General features: G+C 50.6%; 15 protein-coding genes. 11 read left to right on the top strand and 4 right to left on the bottom strand.

What is annotated here, in order from left to right:
* A partial coding sequence (locus tag L4C36_RS08430; protein WP_428477354.1) for a DUF1853 family protein occupies positions 1 to 655 on the bottom strand: 655 nt, incomplete at its 3' end.
* A gap of 199 nt (positions 656 to 854) precedes the next feature.
* Between L4C36_RS08430 and L4C36_RS08425 the strand changes: the two genes are divergently transcribed.
* Positions 855 to 1613: a Nif3-like dinuclear metal center hexameric protein gene (locus L4C36_RS08425; protein ID WP_428477353.1), complete on the top strand. Its 759-nt coding sequence runs from the start codon at positions 855 to 857 to the stop codon at positions 1611 to 1613.
* 199 nt (positions 1614 to 1812) lie between these two features.
* Here the strand turns inward: L4C36_RS08425 and L4C36_RS08420 are convergent, their stop codons facing one another.
* Entirely contained in the window at positions 1813 to 3102 is a 1290-nt protein-coding gene (locus L4C36_RS08420) for a citrate synthase (RefSeq protein ID WP_428477352.1), read from the bottom strand.
* A 410-nt stretch (positions 3103 to 3512) separates the two neighbouring features.
* Between L4C36_RS08420 and sdhC the strand changes: the two genes are divergently transcribed.
* The 8 genes from sdhC (at position 3513) to sucD (ending at position 13109) form a co-directional block, all read left to right on the top strand.
* A complete protein-coding gene (sdhC, locus tag L4C36_RS08415) occupies positions 3513 to 3893 on the top strand; it encodes a succinate dehydrogenase cytochrome b556 subunit (protein WP_428477351.1) in 381 nt (126 codons plus the stop codon).
* Positions 3887 to 4234, top strand: a complete 348-nt coding sequence (sdhD, locus tag L4C36_RS08410; protein ID WP_428477350.1) for a succinate dehydrogenase, hydrophobic membrane anchor protein — start codon at positions 3887 to 3889, stop codon at positions 4232 to 4234. The genes sdhC and sdhD overlap by 7 nt, the downstream gene beginning before the upstream one ends.
* A complete protein-coding gene (gene sdhA, locus L4C36_RS08405) occupies positions 4235 to 6001 on the top strand; it encodes a succinate dehydrogenase flavoprotein subunit (RefSeq protein WP_428477349.1) in 1767 nt (588 codons plus the stop codon). It abuts the gene before it with no gap.
* A 14-nt stretch (positions 6002 to 6015) separates the two neighbouring features.
* Positions 6016 to 6729, top strand: coding sequence for a succinate dehydrogenase iron-sulfur subunit (locus tag L4C36_RS08400; protein ID WP_428477348.1), 714 nt, complete (start codon positions 6016 to 6018; stop codon positions 6727 to 6729).
* A gap of 109 nt (positions 6730 to 6838) precedes the next feature.
* The gene (gene sucA / locus L4C36_RS08395; protein WP_428477347.1) at positions 6839 to 9652 is read left to right on the top strand and encodes a 2-oxoglutarate dehydrogenase E1 component; all 2814 of its coding nucleotides are present in this window, start codon (positions 6839 to 6841) and stop codon (positions 9650 to 9652) included.
* 28 nt (positions 9653 to 9680) lie between these two features.
* Positions 9681 to 10895 (top strand): 2-oxoglutarate dehydrogenase complex dihydrolipoyllysine-residue succinyltransferase, encoded by a 1215-nt coding sequence (odhB, locus tag L4C36_RS08390; protein ID WP_428477346.1) that lies wholly within the window; start codon positions 9681 to 9683, stop codon positions 10893 to 10895.
* A 175-nt stretch (positions 10896 to 11070) separates the two neighbouring features.
* Positions 11071 to 12237 (top strand): ADP-forming succinate--CoA ligase subunit beta, encoded by a 1167-nt coding sequence (sucC, locus tag L4C36_RS08385; protein WP_428477345.1) that lies wholly within the window; start codon positions 11071 to 11073, stop codon positions 12235 to 12237.
* The gene (gene sucD, locus L4C36_RS08380; RefSeq protein ID WP_428477344.1) at positions 12237 to 13109 is read left to right on the top strand and encodes a succinate--CoA ligase subunit alpha; all 873 of its coding nucleotides are present in this window, start codon (positions 12237 to 12239) and stop codon (positions 13107 to 13109) included. Before sucC ends, sucD begins: the two co-directional genes overlap by 1 nt.
* 132 nt (positions 13110 to 13241) lie before the next feature.
* Here sucD and znuB read toward each other — a convergent pair whose 3' ends face one another.
* Both znuB and znuC read right to left on the bottom strand, forming a co-directional pair.
* Positions 13242 to 14027, bottom strand: coding sequence for a zinc ABC transporter permease subunit ZnuB (gene znuB / locus L4C36_RS08375; RefSeq protein WP_428477343.1), 786 nt, complete (start codon positions 14025 to 14027; stop codon positions 13242 to 13244).
* Positions 14020 to 14805: a zinc ABC transporter ATP-binding protein ZnuC gene (znuC, locus tag L4C36_RS08370; protein WP_428477342.1), complete on the bottom strand. Its 786-nt coding sequence runs from the start codon at positions 14803 to 14805 to the stop codon at positions 14020 to 14022. The genes znuB and znuC overlap by 8 nt, the downstream gene beginning before the upstream one ends.
* A gap of 94 nt (positions 14806 to 14899) precedes the next feature.
* On the opposite strand from znuC, the gene znuA reads away from it, so the two are divergent.
* Both znuA and L4C36_RS08360 read left to right on the top strand, forming a co-directional pair.
* Positions 14900 to 15865, top strand: a complete 966-nt coding sequence (gene znuA, locus L4C36_RS08365) for a zinc ABC transporter substrate-binding protein ZnuA (protein WP_428477341.1) — start codon at positions 14900 to 14902, stop codon at positions 15863 to 15865.
* Positions 15866 to 16134: 269 nt separating this feature from the next.
* Positions 16135 to 19953 (top strand): two-component regulator propeller domain-containing protein, encoded by a 3819-nt coding sequence (locus L4C36_RS08360; RefSeq protein ID WP_428477340.1) that lies wholly within the window; start codon positions 16135 to 16137, stop codon positions 19951 to 19953.
* Positions 19954 to 20493: the final 540 nt, after the last annotated feature.

The following is a 20493-nucleotide window of genomic DNA, read 5'->3' as shown; positions in this document are numbered from 1 at the left end:
GTTCTGTGCTGTCGGCGGCGTAACACCAGTGACCGCGATAGGCGGTGGGGTTCGTCGCGATGGCGGATCCAGTWCCGTCACCATGAATGGGTTCAAATAATCGCCCCTGCATGATCAAGCGTTTCACCGTCGGCTGACCAAAGCGGGAGGTGCATTGTTGGTGATAAGCCGGTGTCTCTGACAACTGCAACTGATGACTCTGCATACGGTGGGCTTTTTTGTCCAAGTTGTCTTTTGCATTGGGACCCGGCCAACTTTTCTCCCACGCCAGATAAAACTTGATCGCCACTTCCCAGTGTTCTAACTCGCCGCTTCGGCGGTTTGCGACCAGAAAATCAATGGCACCGAGGGTTTTTCCGTCAACATGCAATTGGATCTCTTCTGCCACCAGATCATAGTCAGGATGATGGTGGATCAACTGCGCCCATAACCATTGATAGAAAAACCCCAGTCGCGTATTGCCTTCATAGCGCAAACTGAGTGGCAAGACAGCACGTTGACGAAAGGCATCCAACCATGCTTTATCGGCAATCAGAGAGGAGCCCGCCAGCAAGGGGGGCAGCGTTAATACCGCGTCAAAGTATGTGCGCAGACAAGGCGGTAATGCCATGTGTGACGGCGTTTGAATCACGGTGTCACCTGATTTTTCATCCATGTTGTCCATTTCGATTTTGTGTGCGGGCTATGCGTCTACAGTAAGGCCGAGAGGACTAATTGTAACAGGCTGCGCGGTATGCGTGCAGCGTCGCATCGCTCAAATGCGGTGTGATCATCAATGAAAACCCACCGCTTTGTGGCTTTTATCCTGTGGTTTTCACGTTAGAATAGATGGATCCCGCGAGAAGGAAAAAGACATGAATAATATTCAATTGGAATCGGTGCTCAATGACATTCTGAGTCCACATTTGATCAACGATTACTGCCCGAACGGCTTGCAAGTGGAAGGCAAGACCGAGGTGAAAAAAATCATCACTGGCGTGACGGCTTGCCAAGCGTTGATTGAACGTGCGATTGAAGAAAAGGCGGATGCACTTTTGGTGCATCACGGTTTCTTCTGGAAAGGTGAGCCAGCCGAAATTCGTGGCATGAAGTTTCGTCGTATTAAGGCATTGATTGAAAATGGCATTAACCTGTACGCCTACCATTTGCCGTTGGATGTACACCCGACACTGGGCAATAATGCCATGCTGGCGCAGCTGTTAGGGCTGGAAGTATTGGGTGGCCTAGAACCGGGTAAGAGCAATTCCGTCGCGATTTACGGCCAATTGGCGCAACCGATGAGTGGAACAGACTTTGCCGCGCGTATTGCGATGACACTACAACGTGAGCCGTTGCACATTGGTGACAATGCGCCTACGGAAATCAAAACCGTCGGATGGTGTACCGGTGGCGGGCAAGACTTCATTGAACTGGCGGCGCAAAAAGGGTTGGATGCGTTCATTTCGGGTGAGATTTCAGAGCGTACCGTGCACACCGCCCGTGAGTTGGGGATCCATTACTTCAGTGCTGGCCATCACGCTACCGAGCGTTACGGTATTAAGGCACTGGGGGAGCATCTTGCTCAGCAACATGGCTTTGATGTGACCTTTATTGATATTGATAATCCGGTGTAAGGTGGCTCACTCTTACTCTTGTTTTGCGTTTGTCATGTGCTGACAGGGTGAACGGGCGTTGATCGTCGATATTTTGGGTTATCAAGGTTCGGTCGCCGAGGTGCGTGAGCGGCAAGAGAGCAAAAAACAGATCGTAAACAAAAGGGCCCGAGGGGCCCTTTGTATTATATGCAAGGTGTTAACCTATTACTTCACGCTATTATTCGCGTTCATGTAGCGGGCTGAACTCACGTTGCGAGTGACCGGTGTAAAGCTGACGCGGACGGCCGATACGGTTGGCCGGATCTGCATGCATTTCGTTCCAGTGTGCAATCCAACCAATAGTACGCGACATGGCGAAGATCACGGTGAACATAGAAACAGGAATACCGATCGCTTTCAAAATGATGCCAGAGTAGAAGTCCACGTTCGGGTACAGTTTCTTCTCAATGAAGTACTCATCCGACAGCGCAATTCGCTCAAGCTCCATCGCCACATCCAACAATGGATCTTGAATGTTCAGCTCATTTAGAACGTCATGACAGGCTTCACGCATCACGGTTGCACGTGGATCGTAGTTCTTGTACACGCGGTGACCAAAGCCCATTAAGCGGAAAGGATCATCTTTGTCTTTCGCGCGCTCAACAAACTCAGGGATCGCATCCACACTGCCGATCTCTTCAAGCATTTTCAAGCAAGCTTCATTGGCGCCACCGTGTGCCGGACCCCATAGTGAGGCAATACCCGCCGCAATACAGGCAAATGGGTTGGCACCCGAAGAGCCCGCAAGCCGCACGGTTGATGTTGACGCGTTTTGTTCATGATCCGCATGCAGGGTAAAGATCTTATCCATTGCGCGCGCAACCACAGGACTGACTTCGTACTCTTCACACGGTGTTGCAAACATCATGTGCAGGAAGTTCTCAGCATAATCCAAATCATTTCTTGGGAAAATGAAAGGCTGACCGATCGAGTACTTGTAACACATCGCCGCCAAGGTCGGCATTTTTGACAACAAACGGAATGCCGTGATCTCACGGTGGGTATCATTATTGATATCCAGTGAGTCGTGGTAGAAGGCCGCTAGTGCACCGACCACCCCACACATAACAGCCATTGGGTGAGCATCACGGCGGAAGCCATGGAAGAAGCTGGAAATTTGCTCATGCACCATAGTGTGACGTGTAACAGTTGTGCGGAATGTTTCATATTGCTCACGGGTAGGCACTTCGCCGTACAGCAAGATATAACAGACTTCGAGGTAATCTGCGTTATTGGCCAGTTGGTCAATCGGGTAGCCGCGGTGAAGCAGAATACCTTTATCGCCATCAATGTAGGTAATTTGAGATTCACATGATGCAGTGGCTAGAAAACCAGGGTCAAAAGTAAAGTAACCGTTAGCACCAAGTTGGCGTACATCAATTACTTCTGGCCCTTCAGTGCCCCCGATAATCGGCAGTTCGACGGGTGCTTCCCCTTCAATGTGAAGAGTCGCTTTCTTGTCTGCCATAACAATCTCCTTTGTATTTTTATAATCCTAATCCAAGGCGGATGTATGATTGTTGTACCGCTGGCTGCTGAAAATGTCAATTTTTGTACTCTCAATTGTGCGCTTGTTAATAACTTTGAATTAAAAAGTATAAATTTCTAAAAGCGTGTTTGCGGTCATGTAACGGCGTTTGTATTTGAATGTTACGGGGCGTATACTCGCGTTAGGTCTCTGATTCTGCTGATGCCTGATGCAATTACACGACGTTCCTCCCTCATTGAGTACGTGAAGAAAAGCGCTTGCCTTTACGTTTGGGAAAACAAATATGCAACATCGTGTTGCGTAAATGTTAAGCGGGCGGCTTGAGTAAGAAGCGGAGAGTCATAACTATAAAATTGCTTCCATCAAATGGAGCTGAGTGGGCAATCACCGTGAAAGTAAATAAGCCAAGACCCGTCAACCTCGACCTACAGACGATTCGCTTTCCTTTAACAGCGATAGCGTCAATCATCCATCGCGTTTCCGGCGTGATCACGTTTGTTTCCGTCGCCATCCTATTATGGCTGCTGAACGTCTCTTTATCCTCTCCTGAAGGTTTTGCCAGTGCCCAAAGCATTGTTGACAGCTTCTTTGTGAAATTTGTGCTGTGGGGAATCCTGACCGCGCTCTTTTATCACATTGTCGTCGGGATCCGCCATTTGATGATGGACATGGGATATTTTGAAGAAATGGAAACCGGTATCGCCAGTGCGAAAGTCAGTTTCGCCATTGTGGCCGTGCTGTCTCTCTTTGCAGGAGGCTTGGTATGGTAAATAACGTTTCTACCGTTGGTCGTAACGGTATTCATGATTTCATTCTGATCCGTGCAACGGCCATCATACTCACTTTATACACCCTTTATATGGTTGGTTTTCTCGCATTTGGGCCGGAGCTGACTTACGACACATGGACCGCGTTCTGGGGACAATTAAGCACCAAGGTGTTTACCCTGTTAGCGCTCTTGTCTGTCTTGATCCATGCCTGGATTGGCATGTGGCAAGTCCTCACGGATTACATTAAACCTGCGGCGCTGCGTGCTGGCCTGCAATTTGGTGTGGTTGCGGTGTTGTTTGTGTACCTGTTGTCAGGTTTCTTTATTGTGTGGGGTGCGTAAATGAGCATTGCAGTTCGTGAGTTTGATGCGGTCGTGATTGGTGCAGGTGGCGCAGGTATGCGTGCCGCACTGCAAATTTCTGAGCAGGGCCTTAAATGTGCGCTGCTGTCTAAAGTCTTTCCCACCCGTTCTCACACGGTCTCCGCGCAAGGCGGGATCACTGTGGCGTTGGGAAACTCCCATCCGGATAACTGGCAATGGCACATGTATGACACCGTTAAGGGGTCTGATTACATTGGTGATCAGGATGCCATTGAATACATGTGTAAAAACGGACCGAAGTCGGTGATTGAGCTAGAGAAAATGGGGCTGCCTTTTTCTCGTTTTGATAATGGTTCTATCTACCAGCGTCCGTTTGGTGGTCAGTCCAAAGAATTTGGTGGTGAGCAAGCGGCGCGTACTGCCGCGGCGGCAGACCGAACCGGCCACGCCTTGCTGCACACCTTGTATCAGCAGAACATCAAACACAAAACCACCATTTTCTCGGAATGGTACGCACTGGATCTCGTGAAGAACCAAGACGGTGCCATTTTAGGCTGTACCGCACTGTGCATGGAAACCGGTGAGGTGTGTTACTTCAAATCGAAGGCGACGATCTTGGCGACGGGCGGGGCGGGGCGTATTTATGCCTCAACCACCAATGCCCATATTAATACCGGTGACGGTGTCGGTATGGCACTTCGTGCGGGTGTACCGATGCAAGATATGGAAATGTGGCAGTTCCACCCAACCGGCATTGCGGGAGCAGGGGTACTGGTCACCGAAGGGTGCCGCGGTGAAGGGGGTTACCTCCTCAACAAAGACGGTGAGCGCTTTATGGAGCGTTACGCACCGAATGCCAAAGACTTGGCTGGCCGTGATGTGGTGGCCCGTTCGATGATGGTGGAAATCCGTGAAGGCCGCGGTTGCGATGGCCCTTGGGGTCCGCATCTTAAGTTGAAAATGGATCACTTAGGTAAAGATGTTCTTGAATCTCGTCTACCAGGGATCTGTGAATTATCCCGTACCTTTGCGCACGTTGATCCGGTGAAAGAGCCGATCCCTGTGATCCCGACCTGTCATTACATGATGGGCGGCGTGCCGACACAAGTGTCAGGGCAGGCGATCAAGCAAAATGCGATGGGCGATGACGTGGAAGTACAAGGCTTGTTTGCCTGTGGTGAGATTGCATCGGTCTCTGTACATGGCGCTAACCGATTAGGCGGTAACTCACTGCTCGATCTAGTGGTCTTTGGCCGCGCAACGGGTTTGCATTTGGGTGAAACACTGTTGGCTCAAGCCGAAGCGCGTCCGGCAACCGAATCTGATATTGAAGCGTCACTGGCGCGTGTGAACCGTTGGAACAACACGCAGAAAGGGGAAGACCCCGTACAGATCCGCAAAGATCTGCAAACCTGCATGCAGAATAACTTCTCGGTATTCCGTGAAGGGGATGCGATGGCGACGGGTTTGGAAGAGCTGAAAGTGATCCGCGACCGCCTTAAAACCGCCCGTTTGGATGATACCTCTTCTGAATTTAATACTCAGCGCATTGAATGCCTTGAGCTGGAAAACTTGATGGAAACGGCGTTTGCAACGGCTGTCGCCGCGAACTACCGCACAGAAAGCCGTGGTGCCCATGCCCGCTTTGATTTCCCTGAGCGTGATGATGCGAATTGGTTGTGCCATTCCATTTATAACCCGGAAACAGAAGCGATGACGAAGCGTGGTGTAAACATGGCCCCGGTGCATCGTGATGCATTTCCGCCAAAAGCGCGTACCTATTAGGGGAGGACAACAACATGAAATTAAGTTTTTCTATTTATCGTTACAACCCTGATGTTGATAACGCGCCCCATATGAAGGGTTATACGCTGGAGGTGCCGGAAGGTTCCGACATGATGGTGCTGGATGCCTTGATCTTACTGAAAGAGCAAGACCCAAGTCTGGCGTTTCGTCGTTCTTGCCGTGAAGGGGTGTGTGGCTCCGACGGCATAAATATGAACGGTAAAAATGGGTTAGCCTGTATCACGCCGTTATCGGCGCTGACCGGTGAGAAAACCATCGTGATCCGTCCGTTGCCGGGTCTGCCGGTGGTGCGTGATTTGATCATCGACATGGAGCAGTTCTACACCAATTACGCGAAAGTAAAGCCGTTCTTGATTGACGACGGCGCCATGCCGCCCGCCCGTGAAAACTTACAGTCACCAGAAGATCGGGCACATCTTGATGGCCTGTATGAATGCATCATGTGTGCGTGTTGTTCCACATCATGCCCGTCATTTTGGTGGAATCCGGATAAGTTTATTGGCCCCGCAGGGTTATTGGCGGCCTATCGCTGGCTAATTGATAGTCGCGATACCGCAACGGATGCGCGTTTGTCCGATTTGGACGATGCATTTAGTGTTTTTCGTTGCCATGGCATCATGAACTGTGTAAATGTTTGTCCTAAAGGGCTAAATCCAACAAAGGCGATCGGTCACATCAAATCGATGTTACTCAAGCGCGCAGTCTAATTTAAAGCATTATCGATATGCAGGCTTGGTAGCGTCATGCGAAGAGTCTGCTTTAAGTCCGGTGTTCATTCGGGCAAGAATGGCGATAACTAGTGGTTAAGGGAAAACAATGCAGAACGGCGTTATGAAGACTTGGATGGAGTCTTCACACCTAGCTGGCGCCAATGCAACTTATGTAGAGGATCTCTACGAGTTGTATCTCAGCGATCCAGAATTAGTAGACGAAGAATGGCGTCACGTGTTTAGTGATTTGCCTGTGGTGCGTGAAGATGCCGTAGAGCAGCCTCACTCGCGCGTTCGTGACTATTTCCGACGTCTCGCGAAAGAAACAACCTATTTAAGTGCTGCCGTCAGCGATCCAGATGTTGATGCCAAGCAGGTTAAGGTATTGCAGTTGATTAACGCATACCGTTTCCGTGGGCATCAGCACGCAAATTTAGATCCGTTAGGTTTATGGCAACAAGAACGCGTGCCAGATCTCGCTCCTGAGTTTCACAACCTGACCGAAGACGATTTCAATGAAACCTTCAATGTGGGTTCCTTTGCCATTGGCCAGGAAACCATGAAATTGTCCGCGTTGTATGACGCATTGAAGAAGACCTATTGTGGGTCTATCGGTGCTGAATACATGCACATCACGAATACTGAAGAGAAACGCTGGTTACAGCAGCGGCTTGAGTCTGTGGTGGGCCAAGGCAACTTCAGCCAAGAAGAAAAGCTGACGTTTCTTGATGAATTGACCGCGGCCGAGGGGCTTGAGCGTTACCTAGGGGCGAAGTTCCCAGGGGCGAAGCGCTTCTCCTTGGAAGGCGGCGATGCCATGATCCCGATGGTGAAAGAGCTGATCCGTTACGCGGGTAGCAACGGGGTACGTGAAGTCGTGGTGGGCATGGCACACCGTGGCCGTTTGAACATGCTGGTCAACGTCTTGGGTAAAAAACCGCAAGACTTGTTTGATGAGTTTGCCGGTAAGCATGGTGAGTCATGGGGAACCGGGGATGTGAAATACCACCAAGGTTTCTCGGCGGACTTTGCAACACCGGGCGGCGATGTGCACTTGGTGCTGGCGTTTAACCCTTCTCACCTCGAAATTGTCAATCCGGTTGTCGTGGGCTCGGTACGTGCCCGTCAAGATCGCTTGGGTGACCGAGATGGCTCACAAGTACTGCCTATTACCATTCATGGGGACTCGGCGATTGCCGGTCAGGGCGTGGTGGCAGAAACATTCAACATGTCACAGTCACGCGGCTACCGTGTGGGGGGGACTGTACGTATTGTCGTGAACAACCAAATCGGTTTTACCACCTCGAACCCAACGGATACCCGTTCGACGCAGTACTGTACTGACATTGCAAAAATGGTTCAGGCACCGATCCTGCACGTGAACGCGGATGATCCGGAAGCGGTTGCGTTTGTGACGCGCATTGCATTGGAATACCGCAATACGTTTAAGCGTGATGTGGTGATTGATTTGGTGTGTTATCGCCGTCATGGTCACAATGAAGCGGATGAGCCGAACGCGACGCAACCGTTGATGTACCAGAAAATCAAAAAACACCCGACGCCACGTAAGATTTACGCCGATGCGCTGACCGACAATGGCACCATTGAGTTGGAAACAGCAACATCGCTGATCAACGAATACCGTGATGCCCTTGATCGCGGTGAGTGCGTAGTGAAAGAATGGCGTCCGATGAAACTGCATTCTGTCGATTGGTCCCCTTACTTGGGGCATGACTGGACAGTGGATTGGGCGAACAAAGTCGATATGGGGCGTTTGCAAGAGCTAGCGCAACGTGTGTGCCAGTTCCCTGAGAGCCACAAACTGCAAAGCCGGGTACAGAAATTGTATAATGACCGTCTTGCGATGTCGGCCGGTGACAAGATGCTCGATTGGGGCATGGCGGAAACCTTGGCCTACGCCACGTTGGTGGATGAAGGCAACCGCATTCGTATTACTGGTCAAGATTCAGGCCGCGGTACGTTCTTCCACCGCCATGCGGTATTGCATAATCAAGGCGATGCCAGCACTTACATTCCACTGTCTAACCTTCATGATAAGCAGGGCACCTTCCAGGTCTTTGACTCCGTATTATCTGAAGAAGCGGTATTGGCGTTTGAATACGGTTATGCGACGGCAGAGCCGAGCGGTTTAACCGTATGGGAAGCGCAGTTTGGTGATTTTGCCAATGGGGCACAGGTTGTGATCGACCAGTTCATCAGCTCCGGTGAGCAGAAGTGGGGCCGTATGTGTGGCTTGACCATGCTGCTGCCGCACGGCTATGAAGGCCAAGGCCCTGAGCACTCATCAGCCCGTCTTGAGCGTTACTTGCAGTTGTGCGCAGAGCAGAATATGCAGGTTGTGATCCCATCGACACCGGCGCAGGTGTATCACATGCTACGCCGTCAGGTGGTACGTCCTATGCGTCGTCCGCTGGTGGTGATGTCACCGAAATCATTGCTTCGTCATCCACTGTGTACCTCTTCCCTGGACGATTTGGCCAACGGTAATTTCCAGGCCGCCATTGGTGAAATTGACCCATTGGATCCGAAACAAGTGAAACGCGTGGTGTTCTGTTCAGGCAAAGTGTACTACGACTTGCTCGAGCAGCGCCGTAAGAACGAACAGACCGATGTGGCGATTGTGCGCATTGAGCAGCTGTATCCTTTCCCGAAAGAAGAGGTAGAAGCGGCGTTAGCCGACTACCAACATGTCACCGATTACATTTGGTGTCAGGAAGAGCCACAAAACCAAGGGGCATGGTACGCCAGTCAGCATAACTTCCGCTCAGCGTTGCCAATGGGTTCGCAGCTGGAATATGCCGGCCGTCCCGCCTCGGCTTCACCGGCGGTAGGTTACATGTCGGTTCACCTGAAACAGCAAAAAGCGTTAGTAGAAGACGCATTAACAATAACGCAGTAAGAACTGGAACAAAAAGGACAAAACCGATATGACGATCGAAATTCTGGTTCCCGATTTACCTGAATCCGTTGCCGATGCAACCGTAGCGACTTGGCACAAGCAGCCAGGCGATGCCGTAACACGTGATGAAGTTCTGGTTGATATCGAAACAGACAAAGTGGTGTTGGAAGTACCCGCACCGGAAGATGGCATTCTTGAAGCAATTCTTGAAGCGGAAGGCACCACGGTTTTAACCAAGCAATTGATTGGCAAAATCAAAGCGGGTGCTGTCGCGGGTGAGCCGACCCAAGATGTGCCGGCGGAAGCGGAAGCCTCCCCGAACAAACGCAATACTGCGGCATTGGGTGAAGAAACCAATGAGGCATTGAGCCCAGCGGTACGTCGTTTGCTGAGCGAGCACGGCATTCAAGCGTCTGCGGTGAAAGGTTCAGGGGTAGGCGGTCGCATTACCCGTGAAGATGTGGAAGCGTACGTGAAAGGCGCGACGCCAACGGCACCTGTGGCTGCACCGGTTGAAGCGAAAGTGGAAGCGCCTCTGGCACACCGTAGCGAAAAACGTGTACCGATGACCCGTTTGCGTAAGCGTGTTGCAGAACGTCTGCTTGAAGCGAAGAACAGCACAGCTATGCTGACGACGTTTAACGAAGTCAATATGAAACCGATCATGGACCTTCGTAAACAATACAAAGACATTTTTGAAGAGCGCCACGGTATCCGTCTTGGCTTTATGTCTTTCTACGTGAAAGCCGTGGTTGAAGCGCTGAAGCGTTACCCGGAAGTGAATGCCTCCATTGATGGTGATGACATTGTTTATCACAATTTCTTTGATGTGAGCATTGCCGTGTCAACACCGCGTGGTTTGGTGACACCCGTGCTGCGCGATTGCGACAAGCTGAGCTTGGCAGAAATTGAAAAAGGCATTCGCGAGTTGGCCATTAAAGGGCGTGACGGCAAGCTAACGGTAGACGATTTGACCGGTGGTAACTTCACGATTACCAATGGTGGTGTCTTTGGTTCGTTGATGTCGACACCGATCATCAACCCACCACAGTCCGCGATCCTTGGGATGCACAAAATTCAGGATCGTCCAATGGCGGTAGACGGCAAAGTGGAAATTTTGCCAATGATGTATCTTGCGCTGTCTTACGATCACCGTTTGGTCGATGGCCGTGAGTCAGTGGGTTACCTAGTAACCATCAAGGACTTACTTGAAGATCCAACCCGTCTACTGCTGGACGTGTAATCGACGGGACGTGTAAGCATGCACGTCGGTTAGCCCAACAGTAAGATGGCATCAAGGCCGGACAGGCTCAACGTTCGGTCTTGGTGGTACAACAACAGTACATGAAGAGGAAATACCCAAGAGTATTTCATATGGATATAACAAGCCCCATTGGGGTATAAAATGGATAGAACATATGAATTTGCACGAATACCAAGCGAAACAGCTGTTCGCCGAGTACGGTTTACCTGTTCCTGAAGGTTACGCCTGTAATACACCGCAAGAAGCGGCAGAAGCGGCAGGAAAAATTAGCGGTGATAAGTGGGTCGTGAAATGTCAGGTCCATGCCGGCGGCCGCGGTAAAGCGGGCGGGGTAGAGCTGCACGACACCAAAGACGGCATTAAGGCGTTTGCCCAAAAATGGCTAGGGAAAAACCTCGTCACGTATCAAACGGATGCCAATGGCCAACCGGTCAGTAAAATTCTGGTGGAAGAAGCCTCGAATATTGCCAACGAGCTGTATTTGGGGGCGGTTGTTGACCGCGCCACACAACGCATCGTTTTCATGGCCTCGACAGAAGGTGGCGTGGAAATCGAGAAAGTGGCAGAAGAAACGCCAGAGTTGATCCACAAAGCGGCGATCGATCCGCTGGTGGGGCCACAGCCATACCAAGGTCGTGAATTGGCTTTCAAACTGGGTTTGAAAGGCGACCAAATTAAGCAATTCACTAAAATTTTCCTCGGATTGGCAACCATGTTTGCCGATTACGATCTCGCCTTACTCGAAATTAATCCTCTTGTGGTAACCGGCGACGACGATCTTCTTTGCCTTGATGGCAAAATCAACATTGATTCCAACGCCCTATATCGCCAGCCTAAGCTGCGTGAAATGCATGATGCCTCGCAAGAAGATGAGCGTGAAGCCCATGCGGCGCAGTGGGAGCTGAACTATGTCGCGTTAGATGGCAGCATCGGTTGTATGGTCAACGGTGCCGGTCTTGCGATGGGAACGATGGATATTGTTAACCTACACGGTGGTCAACCGGCAAACTTCCTGGATGTTGGCGGCGGCGCAACGAAAGAGCGCGTTACAGAAGCATTCAAAATTATTCTGTCAGACAGTAATGTGAAAGCGGTATTGGTGAATATTTTCGGCGGTATTGTTCGCTGTGATCTGATTGCGGAAGGCATCATCGGTGCGGTTGAAGAAGTCGGTGTTGAAGTCCCTGTCGTGGTTCGCCTTGAAGGCAACAATGCCGTACTGGGTGCCGAGACGCTGGCGAAAAGTGGTCTGAATATTATTGCTGCAACTTCCCTAACGGAAGCAGCGGAAAAAGTGGTTGCTGCTGCGGAGGGTAAATAATGTCTGTACTCATTAATAAAGACACCAAAGTGATCTGTCAGGGCTTTACGGGCGGGCAGGGCACATTCCATTCCGAGCAGGCGATTGCTTATGGTACACAAATGGTTGGTGGGGTATCGCCGGGCAAAGGCGGCACCACGCACCTTGGTCTTCCTGTGTTTAATACGGTACGCGACGCGGTTGAAGTTACAGGCGCAACGGCGACCGTTATCTATGTACCAGCACCGTTCTGTAAAGATGCGATTCTTGAAGCGATCGATGCTGGCATTGAGCTGATTGTGACGATCACCGAAGGGATCCCAACACTGGATATGCTCGACGTGAAAGTACGTTTAGACGAAGCGGGCGTACGCATGATTGGGCCAAACTGTCCGGGTGTGATCACGCCAGATGCTTGTAAGATTGGTATCATGCCGGGTCATATTCATAAGCCGGGTAAAGTGGGTATCGTCTCGCGTTCTGGTACCTTGACCTATGAAGCGGTGAAGCAGACCACAGATGAAGGCTTTGGCCAGTCAACATGTGTTGGTATCGGTGGTGACCCGATCCCGGGCTCTAACTTCATTGATATTCTGGCGTTGTTTGAACAAGACCCAGAAACAGAAGCGATCGTGATGATCGGTGAGATCGGCGGTACCGCAGAAGAAGAAGCGGCTGCGTATATCAAAGATCATGTTACTAAGCCGGTTGTCTCGTACATTGCGGGCGTAACAGCGCCTCCGGGTAAACGTATGGGCCACGCGGGCGCGATCATTTCGGGGGGGAAAGGCACGGCAGAAGATAAATTCCAGGCATTGGAAGCGGCAGGTGTGCGTACCGTGAAGAGCTTGGCCGATATCGGTAAAGCTTTGCGTGATGTGACGGGCTGGTAAGCGAGCGTTTATCACCGATTGTGAAAGACCATAAAAAAACCCGCCAATGGCGGGTTTTTGTTTTTCAGTCACGGAGTCTGATGCTCAAGGGCTCAAGGGCTCAAGGGCTCAAGGGCTCAAGGGCTCAAGGCTTCAGGCGTCAGAGCGTTTAAATTGGCTCAGCATGAAAATGGCTGCCGCCGAGACGACCACTGACGGGCCCGCGGGGGTGTCGTAATGCCATGACATCGCCAAGCCACCAAATACGGCCAAGGTACCGATCACAGAAGCCATCACGGCCATGGCTTCAGGGCTGTGCGCAAAACGGCGTGCAGTGGCCGCCGGAATGATTAACAGTGACGTAATGATCAGTGCCCCGACGAATTTCATCGCAACGGCAATCACTAAGCCGACCATCAGCATCAATAATAGACGCATGAGATCCACATTCACGCCTTCGACTTTGGCCAAATCTTCATTGATGGTCATCGAAAGCAGCGGACGCCACAAGACAAGGAGCATCGCCATAGCGATCACACCCCCGCCATAAATCCAGTACAAATCATGCGTTGTCACAGCCAGTAAGTCACCAAACAGGTACGACATTAAATCGATACGCACGTTATCGAGGAAGCTGACGGCCACTAAGCCGAGTGACAAGGCACTGTGAGCTAAAATACCGAGTAGGGTATCGGTCGCCACCACTTTTTGTTTTTGCAGCGTCACCAAAATAACGGCCAACGCTAAACAACAGATGATCAGCGCCAGATTCAAATTAATATTGAACAGAAAGCCTAACGCGATGCCGAGTAACGAGGCGTGTGAAAGGGTATCGCCGAAATATGCCATTTTTCGCCATACCACAAAGGAGCCTAACGGTCCCGCGAGCAGGGCGATCCCCACACCGGCAAGCAAAGCCGGCAATAAAAACTCAAGCATCGTGTTTCTCGTGTTGGTGATCGGTGTGATGATCATGCTGGCAAGGGCCAACGGGGCTGCCAGACATTGCATGTTCATGGTTGTGATGGTGATGATAAAGCGCCAGTTGCTCACTTTGCTGACGACCAAACAGCGCCACGTAAGAGGGGTGGTTAGCAATCATCTCGGGTTCACCAGAACAGCAAATATGGTGTTGCAGACAAATCACATTGTCAGTTTTCGCCATCACCAAATGCAGATCATGGGAAACCATCAAAATGGCGCAATCGAGCTTATCCCGCAGCGATTGAATTAAGCTGTACAGTTCCAACTGGCCATTCACATCCACCCCTTGCACCGGTTCATCCAGTACCAGAAGATCCGGTTTTTGCAGCAGGGCGCGGGCTAACAACACGCGTTGCATTTCACCGCCAGACAGCGAATGCATGTTGCTGTGCTGCAAGTGTTTACCATTCACCATTTCAAGAGCTTGCAGGCGAGCTTCTGCCGTATAGCGCCCCGCCAAGCGCATAAAGCGATCAACGTTGAGTGGCAGTGAGTTATTGAGGGCGAGTTTCTGTGGCACATAGCCAATACGCAGCCCTTTTTGGCGTAGCACTTTGCCGGAGGAAGGCTTATGAAGCCCGGTAATGACTTTGACAAGGGTCGACTTGCCGGCACCGTTGGGGCCGATCAGGGTCGTGATTTGCCCGCGTTCGAGCTTAAGAGAGACCTGATCGAGCACATGTCGTTCAGCGAATGTGACGGTGACCGCTTGTAATTCAACTAAGGTTGTCATGGTTTCTTTGCTTTCGAAATTTGCCAAAGTGAGATGTTATAATATAACATCTTTGGCGTTGTTGTCATTCAGAACTATTTTTTGGGGATCCATTATGCGCCGTTTACTTCTTACTTGCAGCTCGTTTGGCTTGTTATTTTCTTCTTATGTGCAAGCCGACGCGCCCAATGTGGTGACAACGGTGAAACCCTTGAGCATGATCGTACAAGCGTTAACGAAGGATGTGACGACCAGTGACACCTTGTTACCTGCCGGGACATCTCCCCATGACTATGCGCTACGCCCGTCGGATGCGCGCAAATTGCATGACGCTGATTTGGTGATTTGGGTGGGACCTGAGCTTGAACGCTTTTTGACAAAAATTCTTGATGGCCACAGCAATGCGTTTGCCTTGACTGCCCAGCCGGGTATCGATTTTCGCCATTATGGTGAGTCAGAGCAGGGTGATTCGCATGCAACGGCGTCGCATAATGGGCATGACCACCACGATGAAGATGCACATGCTGCTCACGAGCACAGCGACGAAGCGCACGGTCACGACCATGAAGGGATTGACCCGCACGTATGGTTAGGGCCTGAAACTGCATTGCAAGCCGCCAATGTGATCACGCAAAAACTGATCGCGTTGGATCCGAGCCACAAGACGCAGTACCAAGCCAACCTAAAAGCGTTTAACGGCGAAGTCACATCGGCAGTCACAGAGATTGAGCAGTCACTCAAGCCGCTAAAGGATAAAGGCTACTTTGTCTTCCATGATGGTTACGGCTATTTTGAAGACCAATTTCAGTTGAACAACTTAGGCCACTTTACGGTAGAGCCGGATCGCCGCCCAGGCGCTAAAACCTTGATTAACATTCGTGCCTCGTTGAAAGGTGCCCAAGCGCAGTGTGTGTTCAGTGAGCCACAGTTTACCCCGGCAGTGGTCAACAGTGTGGTACGCGGCACCGACGTAAAAGTGGGCGTGTTGGATCCAATGGCCACGGATATTCAGGAAGGGGCTGACGGCTACCCGCAGTTTTTACGTCAACTCGGCCAACGCTTCGTATCGTGCTTACAATAACGCGGCTATCGCGTTGCGTGCCTAATTAGCCAGACACTCGCCATGTCGTCAACAACATGGCGGCGTGTCAAAAAATCAGAGCATCAAGTTGTAGTAAATCGCTGACGTAAAAGCATTTTTAATGCTGAATTTTGTGTGTAAAACGTACTTTGGTACGTTTTTTTATGCATCCTGCCTCATTTTATAAATGCCAACTTATATTCAATGCCCTGATATTGCATAATGAGCCTATATTCTTATTGCTCTGGTTGTGGTGTATTTCAAAGGCTATGTTTAAACGGTTTACGGCTTCCATTGTATTATCGCTCCTGCTCTTATTGATGGGGGGACGCGCTTTTGCATCCAGTCCTTTGTTCTATCCTTTGCCGGTTGAGAAACCGGGAGGGATGGTTGTTGCCAGTAAAATACTGCAAGATACGCAACGCGGTTTGTGGATTGTAGATGTGCAGGGCACATTGTATTTTTACGATGGACTCACCCTTAAACTGGCCCTTGATAGCCAAGGCCATGCCATTGATAACGTGCAAGATGCGGCGATGGCCGGATCGAAGTTATGGCTGGTAAGGGGCGACGCGGCCTATTACTACGCGCCGGCGACCACCGAGTTGCTGCGTTTGACCATTAGCCAAATACCGATGGAATACGTTGCCAGTCAAGGTGATACCATTTGGTTTGCCAGCCGGCGTGGCGTGTATAAGATGCAGGAAGATGACTTACAGCCTGCCTTCATTCCTTTTGAACACCCGTTGAAACTCAGAGGACTACACATCGAGGGACCCTCGGTGTTCGTGGCCGCCCAAAGTGGCTTGTATGAGTTGCCCTCCACCGATCAAACAGTATTTCAAAAACACTTTCCACAGCAACATATCACCGATGTCTTTCTCGATACCCAAGGTACCTTGTGGTTTGCCTCGTTGAATGGATTATTTAAAGGACGAGATGGCCAGCCCGTTGAGTTCATTGGTGGCCGTTTTGACTTACCCGTCTCGACCTTACAACAAACGGATAAGACCTTGTGGGTCGGATCGAAGCACGGGTTGTTTGCTATTGATCTCGAGACGCAGCAACAGCAGCAATTTTTGCCCTCCAAGCACAATGATTATGCGTTGCCGGGGCAGCGCATCTTGGACTTAGAGCGTGATAAAGCGGGTGGCTTGTGGATTTCAACCGAAGAGGGGATCAGTTACCTTCCTCAAGGGACGGAATTATTTAACCGGGTGCGATTTGGCAACGACGTCGATCAAATCAAGGCGCACCGCATTAATGATGTTGTGTATACCAGTGACGGCAGTTATTGGTTGGCGACGGATAACGGTTTGTTCGAGTTGTCATCGTCGATGGAAGTCCTACGCCACGAACCGACGTTAGGCCATGTTGATAAAATCAGTGTATGGCAGCAAGAGCTGTGGTTGCTGGCCGATAAGACGGTGCGGGTGTATTCGCGTAAAACGCATACTTGGCGCCCACTTGCGTTACCGCATGGCTCTGCCAGTCACGCTATTACCAGTTTAAAAGTGGATCATTATGGCTCGCTGTGGCTGGGTATGCGGTCGCAACTTTACCGCTATTGGCCGGACACTCAAGAGTGGATCTCGTTTGGTCAGCACTGGCTGAAAGATCCGATGGGTGATGAAAGCGTTACGGTGATCTATGAAGACAGCGAATACCAGATCTGGGTAGGCACGGATTATGGTTTGTACCAGTTTGAAGCGGGCCACTTATACCTCGTCAATAATACCTCGTCGCAAGGGGGCGTGCGTGATCTGTATGAGGATCGCATGGGCCAACTTTGGATTGCCCATCACTACGGCTTACAGTATTCCCAAACCTTGTCGCCGCTGTCGTTGCAACCGATCTCGCTCTTAGGCGGGCGCGCGTATCCCTTCTGTATTGTGGGTGACAATAATGGGGTGTGGGTCAGCACCACGAGTGGCTTGAGCTATTTATCCTTTAATGCCCACCCAAGACGCCACTTCACGGACACGGAAGGGTTGGTGCCCAACGAATTTTCCGACCAAGTGTGTCAGCGAAACGATACCGGTAAATTGTTATTCAGTAGCCGAGAAGGGGTGGTACAGATTGAGCCCCGCACGTTATTAAGCAGTAAAACCGCTATCGCCCCCTTAGCGCTGAGCGAAGTGCGCGTGAACAATACTTTGCATCAGTTGGGGGGGCTGGCGAGTGAACCTTTGTTATTACCGTATGGTGCCATGGCAAGTTTTGAGTTCAATATCACCGCCCTAAAAGGGCAGCCACATTTTGATTACCGATTGGTGAACGAAAGCAATGTGCCTACGGAATGGACAACCATTAATAGCCGTTTCTTGTTATTGGAACCGCTGTCACCGGGCAATTATTTGCTCGAAGTGAAAGACAGCCTGTTTGATGGCGGTGAAGTGGTGCGTTATCCCTTCAGTGTTGAGCGTCCTTGGTTCTTATCGTCGTTCTTGATCGGCGGCGTGCTATTGGTACTGGGTGCCATCGTGCTGACGACCTTGTACTGGCGAAGTCGTACGTTCAATGAACAAAATCAGCAACTCAAACAAGCGGTATACCAGAAGACAGCCAAAATTGAATTGCAGAAAAAACAGCTTAATGCGAGCAATATGCAGTTGCAGCGTATTTTGGAAATTCGTCAGAATTTGATGGCGCAGTTGTCGCATGAATTACGTACGCCGCTGAGTTTGGCGCAGGGTATGCTGGCGGGATTGAAAGAAAAGCTTCCTCCGACGAGCCAGTTGGAGGTGGTGGAGAAAAATATTGCGCATTCGTTACATGTGGCAGAGCAGCTGTTGTCGTGTGATGCGCTGGCGTTGATCGAACCGGATAAACGCTGTGAGCAACGTGTCGCGCCCATTATTCAAGCATGCTGTATCAGCTGGCAGGTCGAAGCGGAGAAAAAACAAATTGCCCTGTGCTTGGAAGACAGCACAGCGAAGGTCAGCGTGTTCTTGGCACCGTATCACCTTGAAATCATGCTGGGGAATTTGCTTTCTAATGCCTTGAAATATACCGATCATAAAGGCGGGATCACCGTCAATGTGCGTGAAATGAAATCCCAATTGGTCATCTCGGTGAGTGACACGGGACGCGGGATGACGGAAGAAACCAAGGCCCACTTGTTTGAAAGCTACTATCAGGAAGAGCCGGTATTCAGCCCTGAGGCTGGGTTTGGCTTGGGGTTGAGTACGGTTAAACAGCTGGTGGAGTTGTACGACGGCGACATTTCGGTGATCAGTTACCAAGGGGTCGGCAGTGAGTTCATTATTCGCTTGCCTATTTATCGCTCGGAAATTCATGGGCTCGAGAATGCCTTAGAGGCGGTGGATGCGTCGGAAGCCAAACTGAAAATATTGATTGCCAGTGCCGATACGTCACAAAAAGAGACATGGTCCTCGTTGCTGAATACCGATTACCAGCTGCACTTCGTGGCTGACGGCTATGATGCATTGATCGCTATGCAAGATCATGCGCCCGATATGCTGATTGCGGATCTGCATCTGCCAGGATTAACCGGAACACAGCTGTTACAACGTCTGGCAGAGGAATTGCCTTTCGATTATCAACCAAGACTGATCTTGGTTACGGAAGGCAATGAGGTCGATCACGGTGAAGTCTTAATGGCTGGGTGGGCGCATGCAGTGCTGACAAAGCCGCTCGATACCAGTCAAGCCTTTGTTGCGGTCAGTCGTTTGTTGCACAGCTTGAAAGAGAGTACAACAGAGGGGGCAGAGGAAGAGGTAGTGGATACGGTTTGGCGTGACAGTGTAAAAGCGTTAGTGGCAGCGCATTTCCATCATCCAGACTTTGGTACATCTGCGGCCGCCAAGGCCTTGTTCATGTCAGAGCGCAGTTTACAACGTAAGTTTAAACAAGAGTTTGGGATAGCCTTTAAAGACTATGTGACCCAGTTCCGTTTCACCCAAGCGGCATTAATGCTCAAGCAAGGGGACAGGGTCGCGGATGTCGCCTTGGCCTGTGGGTTTAACGACCCATCGTACTTCAGTGTCAGGTTTAAAACCCATACGGGACAAACCCCTACGCAGTTTGCCAGCGGATTTGTCAATCAAGATGTCGAACAACGCTGAACGGTCTATTGACGTAAACGCGATAAAATAAAAATGTGATGACAGAGAATCACGCTTTAAAAGCCCAGCCTTAGCCGCTGGGCTTTTTTGTTTGTGAGTGTATTGAGTGCCGAGTCTCTCGTATTGAGTAGCGAGTTCTGAATGTGACGTTCGCGCTTAGAGGCTTAGTGCGTGGTGGTGAATTTGGGGAATTGATGAGGGTATTCACGGCGTTGGATTGTGCACAGGCGTCAGCACAACAGAGACGGTGCTGTGTTTTGTTGTATTGAGGGATTCGGTCGAGAAAGAGGAGAAAAAAAATGACGTGATATGGCCTCTCGACCATATCACGGGTACCAAAGGCACCTTCGCTTGCTGCTGGTTAGTGGGGGAACCACCAACCATTGGAATGGGGTCTATCATCGAGCATGTCCACTGCATGAAATGCTCTTCAATTCGATAGTGATTATATTAACGTTATCTGAGGGGGAGGGTGATTAAATTGCCGCCAGTTCACTGTGATTTCTCGCCATATTTCATCACCCCTGAGTAAGAGAGACG

Source organism: Photobacterium japonica (genome assembly GCF_050337005.1).
GTDB lineage: Bacteria > Pseudomonadota > Gammaproteobacteria > Enterobacterales > Vibrionaceae > Photobacterium > Photobacterium japonica.
The sequence above is the reverse complement of the archived record's forward strand: the minus strand, read 5'-3'. Positions and strand labels throughout refer to the sequence as shown.